Source organism: Ensifer sp. Root954 (assembly GCF_001429005.1).
Taxonomy (GTDB): domain Bacteria; phylum Pseudomonadota; class Alphaproteobacteria; order Rhizobiales; family Rhizobiaceae; genus Ensifer; species Ensifer adhaerens.
Genome location: NZ_LMJM01000046.1, coordinates 1 through 16,030, shown reverse-complemented (window position 1 = coordinate 16,030; position 16,030 = coordinate 1). Strand labels below are relative to the sequence as shown.

The window sequence follows — 16,030 nt, the reverse complement described above, 5'->3', positions numbered from 1 at the left end:
TTCCGCCTGGAAATGCGCCTGCAGCGACGATGACTGCCGTCGCTGTGCGTGAAAAATGGAGTGCATTGACATGGCCGAGCTTTCACCGTCCGTCCGGACGGTCCTCGTTCTCGAGGACAACTTCATCATCGCCATGGACGTCGAGGAAATCCTCGCTTCTCTCGGAATATTGCAGGTTACGATCGCCGGGAATGCGAACCAGGCATTGGAGCTGCTGGCGCTCCAGGCCTTCGATTTTGCGATCCTCGACGTCAATCTCGGCGATCACACGAGTTTCGTGGTTGCCGATGCCATGCTTGCCCGCGGAATGCCGTTCGGCTTCACCAGCGGCTACGGCGATGCCGAGCACTTCCCGACCTATCTCAGGCACGTTCCGCGGATCGACAAACCGTTCAACGAGAAATCGATCGGCCAGCTGATCGCCGCTGGGATCCAGACGAGAGAGGCTTAGGAACCGGCTCAGCCCTTGCGCGACCTGCTCAGGGCTTGCCGCGCGATACGAACCAGGGATTGGCGAAGTCGCTGTCGTCCTTCTGGTTGCGCTTGCCGTAGGTAAGCGGCGTGCCATCCATCGTCAGCGTTTCGCCACCGGCGGCCCTCAGGATCGCGTCGCCAGCGGCGGTGTCCCATTCCATCGTCCGGCTGAAGCGGGGATAGACGTCGGCCACGCCTTCGGCGAGCAGGCAGAATTTCAAGGACGAGCCGACCGTCCGGTAATCGGCGATGCCGTGTTTTTCGAGGTAGTCGATCGTCTCGGCGCTGTTGTGCCAGCGGCTGGCGAGCCCCACCATGCGATCCCCGCAGCTGCGGCAGCCGATGATCGTTTCTTCGGTCAGGCGAAAGCTGCCATCAATAACCGACTTTACCGCCTTGCCATGGTGTGCCGCATAGAGGATTCCAAGCGCCGGGGCGTAGACGACGCCCGCGACGGGCGCGCCGTTTTCGATCAGCGCGATGTTGACGGTGAAGTCGTCGTTGCGGCTGATGAATTCCTTGGTGCCGTCGAGCGGATCGACAAGGAAAAACGACTTGCCGGAAATCTCCGGCACGAAGCCGGCGGACACCGCTTCCTCGGCGACCACGGGGATGTCCGGAAAGGCGGAGGCGAGGTCTGCCAGGATGATGCGTTCGGCCGTCGTGTCGGCATCGGTGACCGGCGAGCAGTCAGGCTTGTGCGTGACCTCCGGCCCGGCATTGTAGATGTCGAGAATGGCCCGACCCGCCGTTATTGCCGATTGTTGCAGTATCTCCAGCATTCGCCCTGTCTTTCGGTCCGTCATCAGGCCCATAGCATATTGAGAGGAAGATTATAGCCATGCTTTTGACATGGCAGGCGGCTCTTTACGCGTGGTCGCAACTGATCTGCGGGGCGGAGCATCTCAAGCTTTTTTGCAATTGCGAGAGGCTTTGCGTCTTTGCTTCCGCGTTCCGGCTGTGCAAATGTGCCGGCGCAACTGAACTGGATGCCTTCATGCGTTATTCCGCCTTCTCGCTTGTCAGGAACGCCCTTTCCGGAAACCTGAACTGGAAACCGCATTGGCGCCAGCCACAGCCGAAATCCCACTATGACGTGATCATCGTCGGCGGCGGCGGCCATGGGCTCTCGACCGCCTATTATCTCGCCAAGGAATTCGGCGTGAAGAACGTCGCGGTCCTGGAAAAGGGCTATCTCGGCTCGGGTAATGTCGGTCGCAACACGACGATCGTGCGCTCCAACTACATGCTGCCCGGCAACGAACCCTTCTACGAGTTCTCGATGAAGCTCTGGGAGGGGCTGGAGCAGGATCTCAACTACAATGTGATGCTGTCGCAGCGCGGCGTCATCATGCTCTACCACAGCGACGGCCAGCGCGATGCCTATGTGCGCCGCGGCAATGCCATGTGGATGGAAGGCGTGGCAGCGGAGCTGATCGAGCGCGAGCAGTTGAAGAAGATGATCCCCTTCCTCAACTACGATCATGCCCGCTATCCGATCCTCGGTGGCCTGCTGCAGCGCCGCGCCGGTACCGCGCGGCATGATGCGGTCGCTTGGGGCTATGCCCGCGGCGCCGACCAGCATGGTGTCGACATCATCGAGCATTGCGAAGTGACCGGCATCCGACGCGAAAACGGTGTCGTCACCGGCGTCGAAACGACCAAGGGGTTCATCGGCTGCGGCAAGCTGGCGCTGGCGGCGGCCGGCAACACCTCGCGCGTCGGCGAAATGGCGGATCTGAAGCTGCCGCTGGAAAGCCATGTGCTGCAGGCCTTCGTGACCGAGGGGCTGAAGCCCTGCATCGATCACGTGATCGTCTATGGTGGCGGCCACTTCTACATCTCGCAATCGGACAAGGGCGGCCTCGTCTTCGGCGCCGAGATCGACGGCTATTCGTCTTATGCCCAGCGCGGCAATCTGGCGACCGCCGAGCACGTGATGGAGGAGGGGGTGACGATGATCCCCGGCCTGTCGCGCGTTCGGGTGCTGCGCGCCTGGGGGGGCGTCATGGACATGAGCATGGACGGCTCGCCGATCATCGACCGCACCTCGATCGACAATCTCTACTTGAACTGCGGCTGGTGCTACGGCGGTTTCAAGGCGACGCCGGCTTCCGGCTACTGCTTCGCCCACCTGATCGCCAAGAACGACACCCATCCGGTGGCGCGCGCCTTGAGGCTCGATCGCTTCGCCCGCGGCTATGCCGTCGACGAGGCCGGCGCCGGCCCGCAGCCCAACCTTCACTGACAGGACAGGGCCGGCCCGCCGGCTCGTATGGAATGAACAGGAAGCCGGAGTGCGGCTTCAGGACACGGAAGACGATGGCAAGCCTGATTACCTGCCCGCATTGCGGGGTCCGACCGAAGGAAGAATTCGCGATCCGCGGCGACGCCTCGCGCGGCCGTCCCGAGCCGATGGATTCGGACGAGGCCTGGCATGATTACGTCTATGTGCGCTCCAACCCGCGTGGGCGCACGTTGGAGCATTGGCATCACATTGCCGGCTGTCGCCGCTTCCTGGTGGTCGAGCGCGATACGGCCACCCACGAGGTCTATTCCGTCGTCGATGCGGCCGAGCTTGCGCGGAGGGCTGCGCGATGACCGGCTATCGTCTTTCCTCCGGCGGTCTCCTCGATCGCAGCAAAACGTTGAGCTTCACCTTCGACGGCCGGCCGCTGCGCGGATTTTCCGGCGATACGCTCGCCTCCGCACTTCTTGCCAATGACCAACTGCTCGTCGGCCGCAGCTTCAAATACCACCGGCCGCGCGGCATCGTCAGCGCCGGGCCCTCCGAGCCCAACGCGCTCGTCACCGTCGGCTCTGGTGCCCGCACCGATGCCAACACCAAGGCGACCGTCGCCGAGCTCTATGGCGGGCTGACTGCCAAAAGCCAGAACCGCTGGCCGTCTCTCGGCTTCGATGTCGGGGCGGTCAACGGCGTCCTTTCGCCGTTCCTCGGCGCCGGCTTCTACTACAAGACCTTCATGTGGCCGAAGCAGTTCTGGGAGCGCGTCTACGAACCCTTCATCCGCCGCGCCGCCGGCCTCGGCCGGGTGGTGCTGGAGCGCGACCCCGAGAGCTACGAGAAGTCCTGGGCGTTCTGCGACCTGCTCGTCGTCGGTGCCGGTCCCACCGGCCTGATGGCAGCACTGACGGCCGGCCGCGCCGGCCTTCGGGTCATCGTCGCCGACGAGGATTTCCGGCTCGGCGGCTCCCTGCTTGCGACCGGCGAGACCATCGACGGCGCGCCGGCATCGGTCTTTGCCGACCGCACCGTCGCCGAACTGCAAGCGCTGCCCAATGTCACGCTGCTTTCGCGCACCACGGTCTTCGGCTGGTATGACGACAACGTCTTCGGCGCGGTTGAACGCGTGCAGAAACACGTCGCTGAACCGTCTTCGAAGCTCGTGAGCGAGCGTGTCTGGCGCATCGTTGCCAAGCGCGCGCTGATGGCAACCGGTGCCGAGGAACGCCCGCTGGTGTTCGGCGGCAATGATAGGCCCGGCGTGATGATGGCGGGAGCCATGACCACCTATGCCGAGCGCTATGGTGTGGCCGCCGGCAAGCAGATCACGATCTTTACCAGCGGCAGCGCCGGGTACCGCACGGCGCGGGCCCTTGCGTCCAAGGGCGTCGCCATCGCGGCGATCGTCGACGCCCGAGCGGAATCCGCCGATCAGGCGCCTGATGGCATCCGGGTCATCCGCTCGGCTTCCGTCGTCGACACCAAGGGCAGGCAGCGCCTCAAGGGCATCGTCGTCGAACGCTCCGGCTTCGAGGAACTGATCGTCTGCGATGCGCTGGGGATGTCCGGTGGCTGGAGCCCGGTCGTGCATCTTGCCTGCCAGCGCGGCGCAAGACCGGTCTGGTCGGAGGAATTGAAGGCCTTCGTCGCACCTGATGTCGGTGGCGGGCTGCGTCCCGTGGGCGCTGCAAACGGTGTCTACACGCTCTCGGGCTGCCTGTCCGATGGTGCGGAGAAGGCCGCAGCGATTGCGGCCGACCTCGGTTTCAGCGCCAGCTCGGCCGCAGCACCGGTCGTCGATGGCGAAGAGGCCACGTCCTTTTCAGCGCTCTGGTATGTGCCGGGCGCCAAATCGAAGGCCTTTGTCGATTTCCAGAACGACGTGCATGCGAAGGATCTCGGCCTGGCGCTGCGCGAAGGTTTCGGCCATGTCGAGCACGCCAAGCGCTACACGACCAGCGGCATGGCGACCGATCAGGGCAAGCTTTCCAACATCAATGCCGTCGGCATTCTTGCCGGCATGCGCGGCGTCAGCCCGGCAGAGGTCGGCACCACCACCTTCAGGCCGTTCTACACCCCGGTCTCCTTCGGTGCACTTGCCGGCACGGCGCGCGATGAGCATGCAGCACCGGCGCGCAAGTCGCCGCTGCATGGCTGGGCGATGAAAAATGGCGCGACCTTCGTCGAGGCCGGGCTCTGGCATCGTTCCGCCTGGTTCCCGCGCGCCGGCGAAAAGACCTGGCGCGACAGCGTCGATCGCGAAGTCTTGAACGTGCGGGCCAATGTCGGCCTCTGTGACGTCTCGACCCTCGGCAAGATCGAGGTCTTCGGCCCCGACGCTGCGGAGTTCCTCAACCGTCTCTATTGCAACCCGGTCCTGAAGCTGCCGATCGGCAAGGCGCGTTACGGCCTGATGCTGCGCGAAGACGGTTTCGTCTTCGACGACGGTACGGTCAGCCGCTTCGACGAGGAACATTTCTTCGTCACAACGACGACGGCGATGGCCGGTCCCGTCATGGCGCACCTGGAATATTGCGCCCAGACGCTCTGGCCGGAACTCGAAGTCCGCTTCACCTCGTCGACCGACCAATGGGCGCAGATGGCGATCGCTGGTCCGAAAGCGCGCGCGGTGCTGCAGCAGATCGTCGATGGCGATATTTCCGATGGTGCGTTTCCGTTCCTGTGCGCCCGCAAGATCGTCCTGAAAAGCGGCGTGTCGGCGCGGCTCTTCCGCATTTCCTTCTCCGGGGAGCTGGCTTTCGAACTGGCGGTGCCGGCAGGTTATGGCGAGGCGGTGGCCGACCAGATCATGGAGGCCGGCCGGCCGCATGAAATCTGTGCCTATGGCGTCGAAGCCTTGAACGTGCTGCGGCTGGAGAAGGGTCTGCTGACGCATGCCGAATTCGACGGTCGCGTGACGCCAGACGATGCCGGGCTCGGCCGAATGCTCTCGATGCAGAAGACCGACTTCATCGGCAAGCGCCTGTCGACGCGCTACGGCCTGACGGCGGCGGATCGCATGCAGCTCGTTGGTCTGAAGCCCGTCGATGCCGACAAGGACATGCGGGCCGGAGCGCATCTTCTGAGGGAGGGGACCAAGCCCTCGACGCTGAACGATCAGGGTTGGGTCAGCTCGGCCGGTTTCTCGCCGGTCCTGGGCCACGCCATCGCGCTTGCCTTCCTGAAATCCGGGCGCGAACGCTATGGCGAGAAGGTCGTGGTGTTCGACAAGCTGCGTGATCAGGAGATGGTCGCCGAGGTCTGCGACCCGGTCTTCGTCGATCCGCAAAACGCAAAGCTGAAGGCCTGAGGAGGCGGTGATGGTTCGCGACTACAACAACCGCCACGCACTGGAGCAGAAACTGCGATCGGCACCCACGTCGCCGGCGGCCGACCACCTGATGGTCGGGCATTGGCGCACGATGGCGACGGTTCTTGCGCGCGTTGGCCGGGAGGAGACCGTGCGTGAGGCGATCGCCGCACAGTCCGACTTGTCCATGCGGTTTTCGGCACCGGGGGAATGGCTTGTCGTCTCCGAGGTGGAAGCGCCGAGCGGGCTCGTGCGTTGGCTCGAAGAGCTTTGCGACGGCGGTGCCTATGTTGTCGACCAAAGCGATGGGCGCGTCGTCTTCCGGATCGCCGGCCCGAACGTGCGCAGCATCCTCGCCAAGGGCATCGGCCTTGATCTTCATCCCTCAGCCTTCACGGTTGGCGGTAGCACCAACGCGCTGTGCGGTCACATCCCGGTCAATCTCGCCCGGACGGACGAGGACACGTTCGAGCTGATCGTGCCGCGGAGCTATGCGGAATCGCTCTTCGATGACCTGATGAAGATGGGGCGGGCCTTCGATCTCACCGCCGCCTTCTCGGATTGAAACGGCCCCTTCAAGAGGTCGAAATCAAATGCGGCATGAAATGCCGCAAACAGGTCGCCCATCCACCAGCAAACGGCGGAAATGGACAAGCGTCCTTCGCAGCCGTGTCTTTATCGGCGCCGTCTTTCTGACTAGGCTTTCATCATTCGCCGCTTGCACTTCTGTCTCTGAAGCAAGTGGTGGCCGTGCCTGAGTTTCTTCCTGACAATTTGGCCATGCCTCCGACAGGAGCATGGGGAGACGGAGTGTACGCATGAAAAGCCATGCCAAGGTCGTCGTTATCGGAGGCGGTGTCGTCGGTTGTTCGGTGCTCTATCACCTGACGAAATTCGGCTGGACCGATGCCGTGCTGCTCGAACGATCGGAACTCACCTCCGGCTCCACCTGGCACGCGGCCGGCGGCATGCACACGATCAACGGTGACCCGAACGTCGCCAAGCTGCAGAAATATACGGTCGAGCTCTACAAGGAGATCGAGGCGTATTCCGGCCAGGATGTCGGCCTGCACATGACCTCCGGCATGATGCTCGCCGCCACCAAGGAACGTTTCGACTGGATGAAGTCGATCCTTGCCAAGGGCCGCTACATGGGGCTCGAAGCCGAGCTTTTGACGCCCAGGGAAGCGCATGACCTGATGCCGCTGCTCGATCCCGACCAGTTCGTCGGTGCGGTGTTCGATCCGGTCGAGGGGCATCTCGATCCCTATGGCACGACGCATGCCTATGCCAAATCGGCGAAGAAGAACGGTGCGGAGATCTATCTGCACACCAAGGTCGAGCATCTGGTGCAGCGGGAAGACGGTTGCTGGCGGGTGATCACCAACCAGGGCGAGATTGTCGCCGAGCATGTCGTCAACGCCGCCGGCCTCTGGGCCCGCGAGGTGGGGCGCATGGTGGGGCTGGAGCTGCCTGTGCTCGCTATGGAGCACATGTATCTCATCACCGAGGACATGCCCGAGGTCATCGAGTTCAACCAGACGCGCGGCAAGGAGCTGATGCACTGTGTCGATTTCGACGGCGAGATTTATCTCCGCCAGGAGCGGAACGGCATGCTGATGGGCACCTATGAGAAGGCGTGTCGTCCGTGGTCGCCCGTCACGACGCCCTGGGACTTCGGCCATGAACTTCTCGCCGAGGACATCGACCGTATCTCGCCCGAACTCGAGGTCGGCTTCCGGCACTTCCCGGCCTTCAACAAGGCCGGCATCAAGAAGATCATCAACGGTCCTTTTACCTTCTCGCCGGACGGTAACCCGCTGGTCGGCCCGGTGCGGGGCTTGAGGAATTTCTGGTCGGCCTGCGCCGTCATGGCCGGCTTCAGCCAGGGTGGCGGCGTCGGCCTGGCGCTTGCCAACTGGATGATCCATGGCGACCCCGGCTTCGACGTCTTTGCCATGGACGTTTCGCGCTACGGCGATTTCGCCACGCTTGCCTATACCAATGCCAAGGTGCGCGAGAACTACTCGCGTCGCTTCTCTATCCGTTATCCGAACGAGGAGCTGCCGGCGGCAAGGCCGCTGCTGACGACGCCGATCTACGACCGGCTGAAGGCTGCGGGCGCCGTCTTCGGCGCGTCCTACGGGCTTGAAACGCCGCTGTGGTTTGCACCCGAAGGCGTCAAGGACGCCTTCTCCTGGCGGCGCTCGACCGACTTCGAGACGGTGGGCGCGGAGGCCCGGGCCGTGCGCGAAGGCGTCGGCCTGATGGAGACATCGGGCTTTGCCAAATATGCGATCACCGGCAAGGGCGCTGAAGCCTGGCTCGACCGCATGCTTGCCTGCCGCATCCCTGAGGTCGGGCGCATGGCATTGGCACCGATGCTGAAGGAGGACGGCAAGCTGATCGGCGACTTCACCCTTGCCAAGCTCGAAGAGGGGGATTTCCTGCTTGTTGGATCCGGCATCGCCGAGGACTACCACATGCGCTGGTTCGAGGCGCATCTGCCGGCGGACGGCTCGGTGACGCTGAAGGCGTTGAAGCTGGAGCTGGCCGGCCTGTCGATCGCCGGGCCGAAGGCGCGCGATGTGCTTGAAAGCCTGACCCATCTCGATGTCTCCGACGCCGATTTCCCGTTCATGGACATCCGCCGGATGGATCTCGGCATGGCGCCCGCGCTCGTCGGCCGCGTCAGCTACACCGGCGATCTCGGCTACGAGATCTGGATGAAACCGGAGTACCAGCGTTATCTCTTCGAACTGCTGATGGAGAAGGGGGCGGCTTCCGGGATCCGTTTGTTCGGCCTGAGGGCGCTGAATGCATTGCGCGTCGAAAAATCCTTCGGCAGCTGGGCGCGCGAATATCGTCCGCTCTATGGCCCGGTCGAGGCTGGGCTCGGCCGTTTCGTCGCGACCGGCAAGGATGCGGATTTCATTGGCAAGGCGGCGGCCGTGAAGGAGAAGGCGGATGGCGGCGCGATGCGGCTGCGGACCTTCGTGCTCGATGCGAGGGATGCGGACGTCATCGGCGACGAGCCCATCTATCTCGACGGTGTCGTGCGCGGCTGGGTGACATCGGGCGGCTATGCGCATGCAAGTGGGGTTTCGGTCGCCATGGGCTACGTGCCCAAGGAGATCGCCGACCGAAGTGATGGCTGGTCGATCGAACTCTTGGGTGAGATCCTGCCGGCCCGTCTTCAGCCGCATCCGCTGTTCGATTCGAACGGTCAGCGCATGCGCGCCTAAGCATTCGAGGTGTAATGCGGACCGAAGTGGCTGTCGAAGCTTCATAGAATACCCGACGCTTTTACGACTAAAGTTGATGCTTTCGCGGGCGAAAGCTGCGAAAGATTTGATTTTTCTGGCTGTAAAAGCGTCAAATCGATTTTATCGAGGAAGTTTTTGGCGAAGTCGCGTTTTTTAGCTTTCCTTTTCGTTTGAAAGAGGTATGGAATCGAGCAAACACAGCGCTCAACAATGAGCTCAAAAAACAAGAGACCGGACCGTTATGGATCTGGTCCAGGGGAAGATTGATGGAGTATTTCGTCCAGCAGCTCGTCAACGGGCTGACTCTTGGGTCTATTTATGGTATGATCGCAATCGGTTATACCATGGTCTACGGCATCATTGGCATGATCAACTTCGCCCACGGCGATATCTTCATGCTCGGCGGCTTTGCTGCTTTGATTGTCTTTCTTATTCTCACAACATTCATCGGGGGCGTCCCGGTTGTACTTGCTCTCCTGCTGATGATGATCGTCGGCATGCTGACCGCAGGTCTCTGGAACTGGACGATCGAGAAAGTGGCCTATCGGCCGCTGCGCGGTTCGTTCCGGCTTGCGCCGCTGATCACCGCGATCGGCATGTCGATTGCGTTGTCGAACTTCATCCAGGTGACGCAGGGCCCGCGCAACAAGCCGATCCCGCCGCTCGTCTCCTCGGTCTACGAAGTCTTCGGCATCACCATCTCGCTGAAGCAGATCATCATCATCGTCATCACGGCGGCTCTGCTTTCGATCTTCTGGTACATCGTCAACAAGACGCCGCTCGGCCGTGCCCAGCGCGCGACCGAACAGGACCGCAAGATGGCGGCGCTGCTGGGTGTTGACGTCGACCGCACCATCTCGGTGACCTTCATCATGGGTGCAGCACTCGCTGCCGTCGCCGGCACGATGTATCTGATGTATTATGGCGTCGTCGTCTTCACCGACGGTTTCGTGCCTGGCGTCAAAGCGTTCACCGCGGCCGTTCTCGGCGGCATCGGATCGCTGCCGGGCGCCGTTCTCGGCGGACTGTTGATCGGGCTCATCGAGTCCCTCTGGTCGGCCTATTTCACCATCGACTACAAGGACGTCGCGACCTTCTCCATTCTCGCCATCGTCCTGATCTTCAAGCCGTCTGGCATTCTCGGACGACCGGAAGTCGAGAAGGTATAATTCCATGGCAAACATTGCTTCTACGACTGCAAGCGCCGGCACTGACGTGACGGCGCGGGCCCTGCGCGAGGCTGTCTTCGCGGGCCTGATTTCGCTCGGCCTTTTCGTGCTGTTCGTCGGTCTCAAGTCCGACCAGAACATCCGCAACGAGCTGATCCTCAACCAGCGCTGGGGACTGCTGGCGATCTTCGTGATTGTCGCTGCCGTCGGCCGCTTCCTGATGGTTGCCTATGTCCAGCCGGCCATGGCTCGGCGCAAGGCCGCCAAGGCCGAGGCCGAGGATGCGGTGAAGGAGGAGACCTTCTTCAGCCGCAACTTCTCCAAGCTCGCGATTGCGTTCCTGCTCATCTATCCGCCGCTCGTCGTCGCGATCTTCGGCGTCCAGGGCTCGCTGAAGTGGGTCGACAATTTCGGCATCCAGATCCTGATCTACGTGATGCTGGCCTGGGGGCTCAACATCGTCGTCGGCCTCGCTGGCCTGCTGGACCTGGGTTACGTCGCCTTCTACGCGGTCGGTGCCTATTCCTACGCCCTGCTGTCGACCTATTTCGGCCTGTCCTTCTGGGTTCTTCTTCCGGTCGCCGGCATTCTCGCCGCCTTCTGGGGCATGATTCTCGGCTTCCCGGTCTTGCGTCTTCGCGGTGACTATCTGGCGATCGTGACGCTCGCCTTCGGTGAAATCATCCGACTGGTGTTGATCAACTGGACCGAAGTGACGAAGGGTACCTTCGGCGTCTCCGGTATCGCCAAGGCGACGCTGTTCGGCATCAAGTTCGATGCCTCGAAGGACGGATTTGCAGCAATGATGGGCCTGCCGATGTCGTCGGCCTATTACAAGATCTTCCTGTTCTATCTGATCCTGGCACTTGCGCTGCTCACGGCTTACGTGACGATCCGGCTGCGCCGCATGCCGATCGGCCGCGCCTGGGAAGCGTTGCGCGAGGACGAGATCGCCTGCCGCTCGCTCGGTATCAACACGGTGACGACCAAGCTCACCGCCTTTGCGACGGGCGCCATGTTCGGCGGTATCGCCGGCTCGTTCTTCGCGGTGCGCCAGGGCTTCGTGTCGCCCGAATCCTTCGTCTTCCTGGAATCCGCGGTCATTCTCGCGATCGTGGTTCTCGGCGGCATGGGCTCGCTTACCGGCATCGCAGTCGCTGCGGCCGTCATGATCGGCGGCACCGAAATCCTGCGCGAGCTTTCCTTCCTGAAGATGGTCTTCGGACCGGACTTCACACCTGAACTCTACCGTATGCTGATCTTTGGCCTGGCCATGGTCGTCGTCATGGTCTGGAAGCCGCGCGGCTTCGTCGGATCACGCGAACCGACAGCCTTCCTGCACGAACGCAAGGCAGTCTCCGGCAGCTTCACCAAGGAAGGGCACGGTTGATGGCCCGCGAGACAACGACAATGACAAAAGACCCCATTCTCAAGGTTGAGCACCTGTCGATGCGCTTCGGCGGTCTCATGGCCATCAACGACTTCTCCTTCGAAGCCTATCGCGGTGACATCACCGCGCTGATCGGCCCGAACGGAGCGGGCAAGACCACGGTGTTCAACTGCATCACCGGCTTCTACAAGCCGACGATGGGCATGATCACGATGAAGCAGAAGGCCGGCAAGGAATACCTGCTGGAGCGTCTGCCCGACTTCGAGATCACCAAGCTCGCCAAGGTAGCGCGTACCTTCCAGAACATCCGGATGTTCTCCGGTCTGACGGTGCTCGAAAACCTGCTCGTCGCGCAGCACAACAAGCTGATGCAGGCATCCGGCTACACCTTCCTCGGTCTGCTCGGCTTCCCGGCCTACCGCCAGGCGTCGCACGAGGCGATCGAACTTGCCAAGCACTGGCTGGAAAAGGCGTCGCTGATCGACCGTGCCGACGATCCGGCCGGCGATCTCTCCTATGGCGCCCAGCGTCGCCTCGAAATCGCGCGTGCCATGTGCACCGGGCCCGAGCTTCTCTGCCTGGACGAGCCGGCCGCCGGTCTCAATCCGCGCGAGTCTCTGGCGCTCAACGAATTGCTGAAAAGCATTCGCGCCGATACCGGCACGTCGATTCTTTTGATCGAACACGACATGTCCGTGGTCATGGAGATCTCCGACCACGTGGTGGTCCTGGAATATGGACAGAAGATTTCCGACGGCACACCGGATTTCGTGAAGAACGATCCGAGGGTCATTGCGGCCTATCTGGGTGTCGAGGATGAAGAGGTTGAAGAGGTGATCGAACAAATCGAGGAAATCGAAGGCGGGCAGGGGGGCACCCACTGATGACGGCGCCACTTCTCCAAGTCAAAGCCGTCGAGACCTACTACGGCAACATCCGGGCGCTCAGCGGGGTCGATGTCGAAGTTCACCGTGGTGAAATCGTCTGCCTGATCGGTGCCAACGGTGCCGGCAAGTCGACGCTGATGATGACCATCTGTGGCAGCCCGCAGGCGCGTACCGGTTCGGTCTTCTTCGAAGGGCAGGACATCACCCGCATGCCGACGCACGAGATCGCCCGGCTGCGCATTGCGCAATCGCCTGAGGGTCGGCGCATCTTCCCGCGCATGACCGTGTTCGAAAATCTGCAGATGGGCGCCAGCCTCGACAACCTGAAGCACTTCGACCAGGACGTGGAAAAGGTGTTTACGCTTTTCCCGCGCCTGAAGGAGCGCCAGGCGCAGCGCGGCGGCACGCTTTCGGGCGGTGAGCAGCAGATGCTGTCGATCGGCCGCGCGCTGATGGCCCGGCCGAAACTTTTGCTTCTCGACGAGCCGTCGCTCGGTCTCGCACCGCTGATCGTCAAGGGCATCTTCGAAGCGATCAAGAAACTCAACAAGGAGGAGGGGCTGACGGTCTTCCTCGTCGAGCAGAACGCCTTCGGCGCGCTCAAGCTTTCGGACCGCGGCTACGTGATGGTGAACGGCCGGGTGACGATGAGCGGTTCCGGCAAGGAACTCCTCGCCAATCCGGAAGTGCGCGCGGCCTATCTCGAAGGCGGCCGTCATTGACCGGCCGCATCTGGAGCAAGTGACATGCAGGGAATTCTCTACGAAGAAGTGTCGATCTGGCAGTTTCTTTTCATAAGCTGCGTGCTCGGCGGCTGGACCGCCTGGCGCACGGGCAAGAGCGTGGCTGAAAGCTGGGAAGGCATGCCGCGGCTCATCCTCTACGTGGCGTTGCTGGGACTGGGCATCCGTTTCGTCCACCATGCGCTGTTCGAAGGCACCATGTTCAGCCTGCAATACTATATCGTGGACACGATCGTACTTTTGTTGTTTGCTACCGCAGGTTTCCGGTACTACCGGACCAAGCAAATGACCAATAACTACTATTGGCTCTATGAGAAGGCTTCGCCTTTCTCCTGGAAAGCCAAGTAAAGGGAACAGCGCGCGCCGGCCGCCGCGGCCGGTGCGAAAGAAACACCGGCGCAACTATGGTGGGCATTGCGCAGGTTGGTAACGAGACCCGCTCGAATAATTGGGAGTAACAAGATGAAAAAGTCTCTTCTGTCGGCGGTCGCGCTGACGGCTATGGTTGCCTTCAGCGGCAGCGCCTGGGCTGATATTCTCGTTGGTGTCGCCGGCCCGCTGACTGGCCCGAACGCCGCTTTCGGTGCACAGCTCCAGAAAGGTGCAGAGCAGGCCGCCGCTGACATCAATGCCGCTGGCGGTATCAATGGGGAACAGATCAAGGTTGTGCTCGGCGACGACGTTTCGGATGCCAAGCAGGGCGTTTCGGTCGCCAACAAGTTCGTTGCTGACGGTGTGAAGTTCGTTGTCGGTCACTTCAACTCGGGCGTGTCCATCCCGGCTTCTGAAGTTTACGCCGAAAACGGTATCCTGCAGGTAACCCCGGCCTCCACCAACCCGCAGTTCACCGAGCGCGGTCTCTGGAACACGTTCCGTACCTGCGGCCGTGACGACCAGCAGGGTGCGGTTGCCGGTGCCTACCTCGCTGCCAACTTCAAGGACGCGAAGATCGCCGTCATTCACGACAAGACCCCCTATGGTCAGGGCCTTGCCGACGAAACCAAGAAGTCGATGAACGAAGCCGGCCTCACCGAAGCCCTCTATGAAGGCATCAACACCGGCGACAAGGACTTCTCGGCTCTGATCGCCAAGATGAAGGAAGCCGGCGTTTCGATCGTCTACTACGGCGGTCTGCACACCGAAGCCGGCCTGATCATGCGCCAGATGAAGGACCAGGGCCTCAAGGCTACCCTGATGTCGGGCGACGGTATCGTTTCGAACGAACTGGCCTCGATCGCCGGCGACGCCGTTGACGGCACGCTGATGACGTTCGCTCCGGATCCGCGCAAGAACCCGGCTGCCAAGGACCTCGTCGAGAAGTTCCGCTCTGCCGGCTTCGAACCGGAAGCCTACACGCTCTACGCCTACGCCGCTCTCCAGGTCATCGCCGAAGCTGCCAAGGCTTCCGGTGGCAACGACCCGCAGGCAGTTGCCGAAGCCATCAAGGCAAAGGGTCCGTTCAAGACCGCAATCGGCGAACTCGGCTATGACGAAAAGGGCGACATCACGCGTCCGGACTACGTCATGTACACCTGGAAGAAGGGTGACGACGGCAAGTACAACTACTTCCAGAACGAGTAGTTCTGATTTCGGACCTTGTGTCCGAGTGGTTGGGGCCCGGCGAGCAATCGCCGGGCTTTTCTTTTGGTGACGCTCGGCGCAGCGGTCTATTATTTCAATAGCGTGTCTCTGAGCGACGAGACTTCGGCGCGCAGTCGCTCGAGATCGTCGGGGCCGAGCTTTGTCGCTTCGCCAAGGTTGCGGGGTACGTCGATTGCCTTCTGCCGCAGCGCCTTGCCCATCTCGGTCAATTGTACCCGGACCTGCCGCTCGTCCGCCTTATCGCGCACGCGGGCGATGTAGCCGGCGGCCTCCAGGCGCTTCAGCATCGGGGTCAAAGTGCTCGATTCCAGAAAGAGCCGCTCGCCGAGGCTGCCGACCGTCTGGTCGTCCTTTTCCCACAACAGCACCATCACCAGATATTGCGGATAGGTGAGATCGAGCTCTTCCAGCAGCGGCTTGTAGATGCGCGTGAAGGCGTGGTTTGCGGAATAGACCGCAAAGCACAGGAAACTATCGAGCGCCAGCATTGCCTCATCGCCCTTGGGATCGGTGTCAATCATCGCTTTCTCCTGTCATGCTCTCAAAATAAATCGTTCACGATATAATCGCAAGACATTGACTATAGCGCGGCTACGGTATAAATATTGTGCACGATCTAATCGATAGCGACATAAATCCACATAAGTCGCGCACGATTTAATCGCTAAGTATTTAACAGCGGTGTGACCGCAGGGAAGAAGGAGCGTTTCCATGAGCAAGGCAATCAGCAAGACCGAAGCCAACGGCATCTCCCGCCGCACGGTTCTCTCGGCCGCCTTTGGCGCTGCCGCCACCGCAGCCGCGGTCAATGCCATGAACACGTCGGCCAAGGCCGCATCCACCACCGCAGCAACCGCCGGCGCCTCCGGCACTAAGGGAGAAAACACCATGGGCAGCCGCATCATCACCCGCGATGGCGTCGAGATCTATTACAAGGACTGGGG

At 61.8% G+C, this 16,030-nt stretch carries 14 protein-coding genes and 1 pseudogene; 13 read left to right on the top strand and 2 right to left on the bottom strand.

Features of this window, described 5'->3' with window-relative positions:
* Positions 1-64 precede the first annotated feature (64 nt).
* Entirely contained in the window at positions 65-451 is a 387-nt protein-coding gene (locus ASE71_RS26700) for a response regulator (RefSeq protein WP_034798951.1), read from the top strand.
* Positions 452-479: 28 nt separating this feature from the next.
* Here the strand turns inward: ASE71_RS26700 and cysQ are convergent, their stop codons facing one another.
* A complete protein-coding gene (gene cysQ, locus ASE71_RS26695; protein ID WP_034798846.1) occupies positions 480-1,256 on the bottom strand; it encodes a 3'(2'),5'-bisphosphate nucleotidase CysQ in 777 nt (258 codons plus the stop codon).
* A gap of 215 nt (positions 1,257-1,471) precedes the next feature.
* On the opposite strand from cysQ, the gene ASE71_RS26690 reads away from it, so the two are divergent.
* The 11 genes from ASE71_RS26690 to ASE71_RS26640 all read left to right on the top strand — a co-directional run bounded on the left by ASE71_RS26690 (position 1,472) and on the right by ASE71_RS26640 (position 15,065).
* A complete protein-coding gene (locus ASE71_RS26690) occupies positions 1,472-2,722 on the top strand; it encodes a sarcosine oxidase subunit beta family protein (protein WP_034798844.1) in 1,251 nt (416 codons plus the stop codon).
* A gap of 74 nt (positions 2,723-2,796) precedes the next feature.
* On the top strand, positions 2,797-3,075 hold the full coding sequence (locus ASE71_RS26685) for a sarcosine oxidase subunit delta (RefSeq protein WP_060520350.1): 279 nt from the start codon (positions 2,797-2,799) through the stop codon (positions 3,073-3,075).
* Complete coding sequence (locus tag ASE71_RS26680; protein ID WP_060520351.1) at positions 3,072-6,029, top strand: sarcosine oxidase subunit alpha family protein; 2,958 nt, start codon at positions 3,072-3,074, stop codon at positions 6,027-6,029. Before ASE71_RS26685 ends, ASE71_RS26680 begins: the two co-directional genes overlap by 4 nt.
* Positions 6,030-6,039: 10 nt before the next feature.
* Positions 6,040-6,594, top strand: a complete 555-nt coding sequence (locus ASE71_RS26675) for a sarcosine oxidase subunit gamma (protein WP_060520352.1) — start codon at positions 6,040-6,042, stop codon at positions 6,592-6,594.
* Between the two features lie 253 nt (positions 6,595-6,847).
* On the top strand, positions 6,848-9,274 hold the full coding sequence (locus ASE71_RS26670) for a GcvT family protein (RefSeq protein ID WP_060520353.1): 2,427 nt from the start codon (positions 6,848-6,850) through the stop codon (positions 9,272-9,274).
* A 287-nt stretch (positions 9,275-9,561) separates the two neighbouring features.
* Complete coding sequence (locus tag ASE71_RS26665) at positions 9,562-10,464, top strand: branched-chain amino acid ABC transporter permease (protein ID WP_034798833.1); 903 nt, start codon at positions 9,562-9,564, stop codon at positions 10,462-10,464.
* A gap of 4 nt (positions 10,465-10,468) precedes the next feature.
* Positions 10,469-11,854 (top strand): high-affinity branched-chain amino acid ABC transporter permease LivM, encoded by a 1,386-nt coding sequence (livM, locus tag ASE71_RS26660; RefSeq protein WP_060520354.1) that lies wholly within the window; start codon positions 10,469-10,471, stop codon positions 11,852-11,854.
* A complete protein-coding gene (locus ASE71_RS26655) occupies positions 11,854-12,738 on the top strand; it encodes an ABC transporter ATP-binding protein (protein WP_034798829.1) in 885 nt (294 codons plus the stop codon). The genes livM and ASE71_RS26655 overlap by 1 nt, the downstream gene beginning before the upstream one ends.
* Positions 12,738-13,463: an ABC transporter ATP-binding protein gene (locus ASE71_RS26650; protein WP_034798827.1), complete on the top strand. Its 726-nt coding sequence runs from the start codon at positions 12,738-12,740 to the stop codon at positions 13,461-13,463. The genes ASE71_RS26655 and ASE71_RS26650 overlap by 1 nt, the downstream gene beginning before the upstream one ends.
* Before the next feature lie 24 nt (positions 13,464-13,487).
* Positions 13,488-13,832, top strand: a complete 345-nt coding sequence (locus ASE71_RS26645) for a DUF6867 family protein (RefSeq protein WP_034798825.1) — start codon at positions 13,488-13,490, stop codon at positions 13,830-13,832.
* Between the two features lie 114 nt (positions 13,833-13,946).
* On the top strand, positions 13,947-15,065 hold the full coding sequence (locus tag ASE71_RS26640) for a branched-chain amino acid ABC transporter substrate-binding protein (RefSeq protein WP_034798823.1): 1,119 nt from the start codon (positions 13,947-13,949) through the stop codon (positions 15,063-15,065).
* An 89-nt stretch (positions 15,066-15,154) separates the two neighbouring features.
* Here the strand turns inward: ASE71_RS26640 and ASE71_RS26635 are convergent, their stop codons facing one another.
* The gene (locus ASE71_RS26635) at positions 15,155-15,607 is read right to left on the bottom strand and encodes a MarR family winged helix-turn-helix transcriptional regulator (RefSeq protein ID WP_034798821.1); all 453 of its coding nucleotides are present in this window, start codon (positions 15,605-15,607) and stop codon (positions 15,155-15,157) included.
* Positions 15,608-15,797: 190 nt separating this feature from the next.
* On the opposite strand from ASE71_RS26635, the pseudogene ASE71_RS26630 reads away from it, so the two are divergent.
* Positions 15,798-16,030 (top strand): annotated as a pseudogene (locus ASE71_RS26630) (alpha/beta hydrolase); the annotation flags it as partial.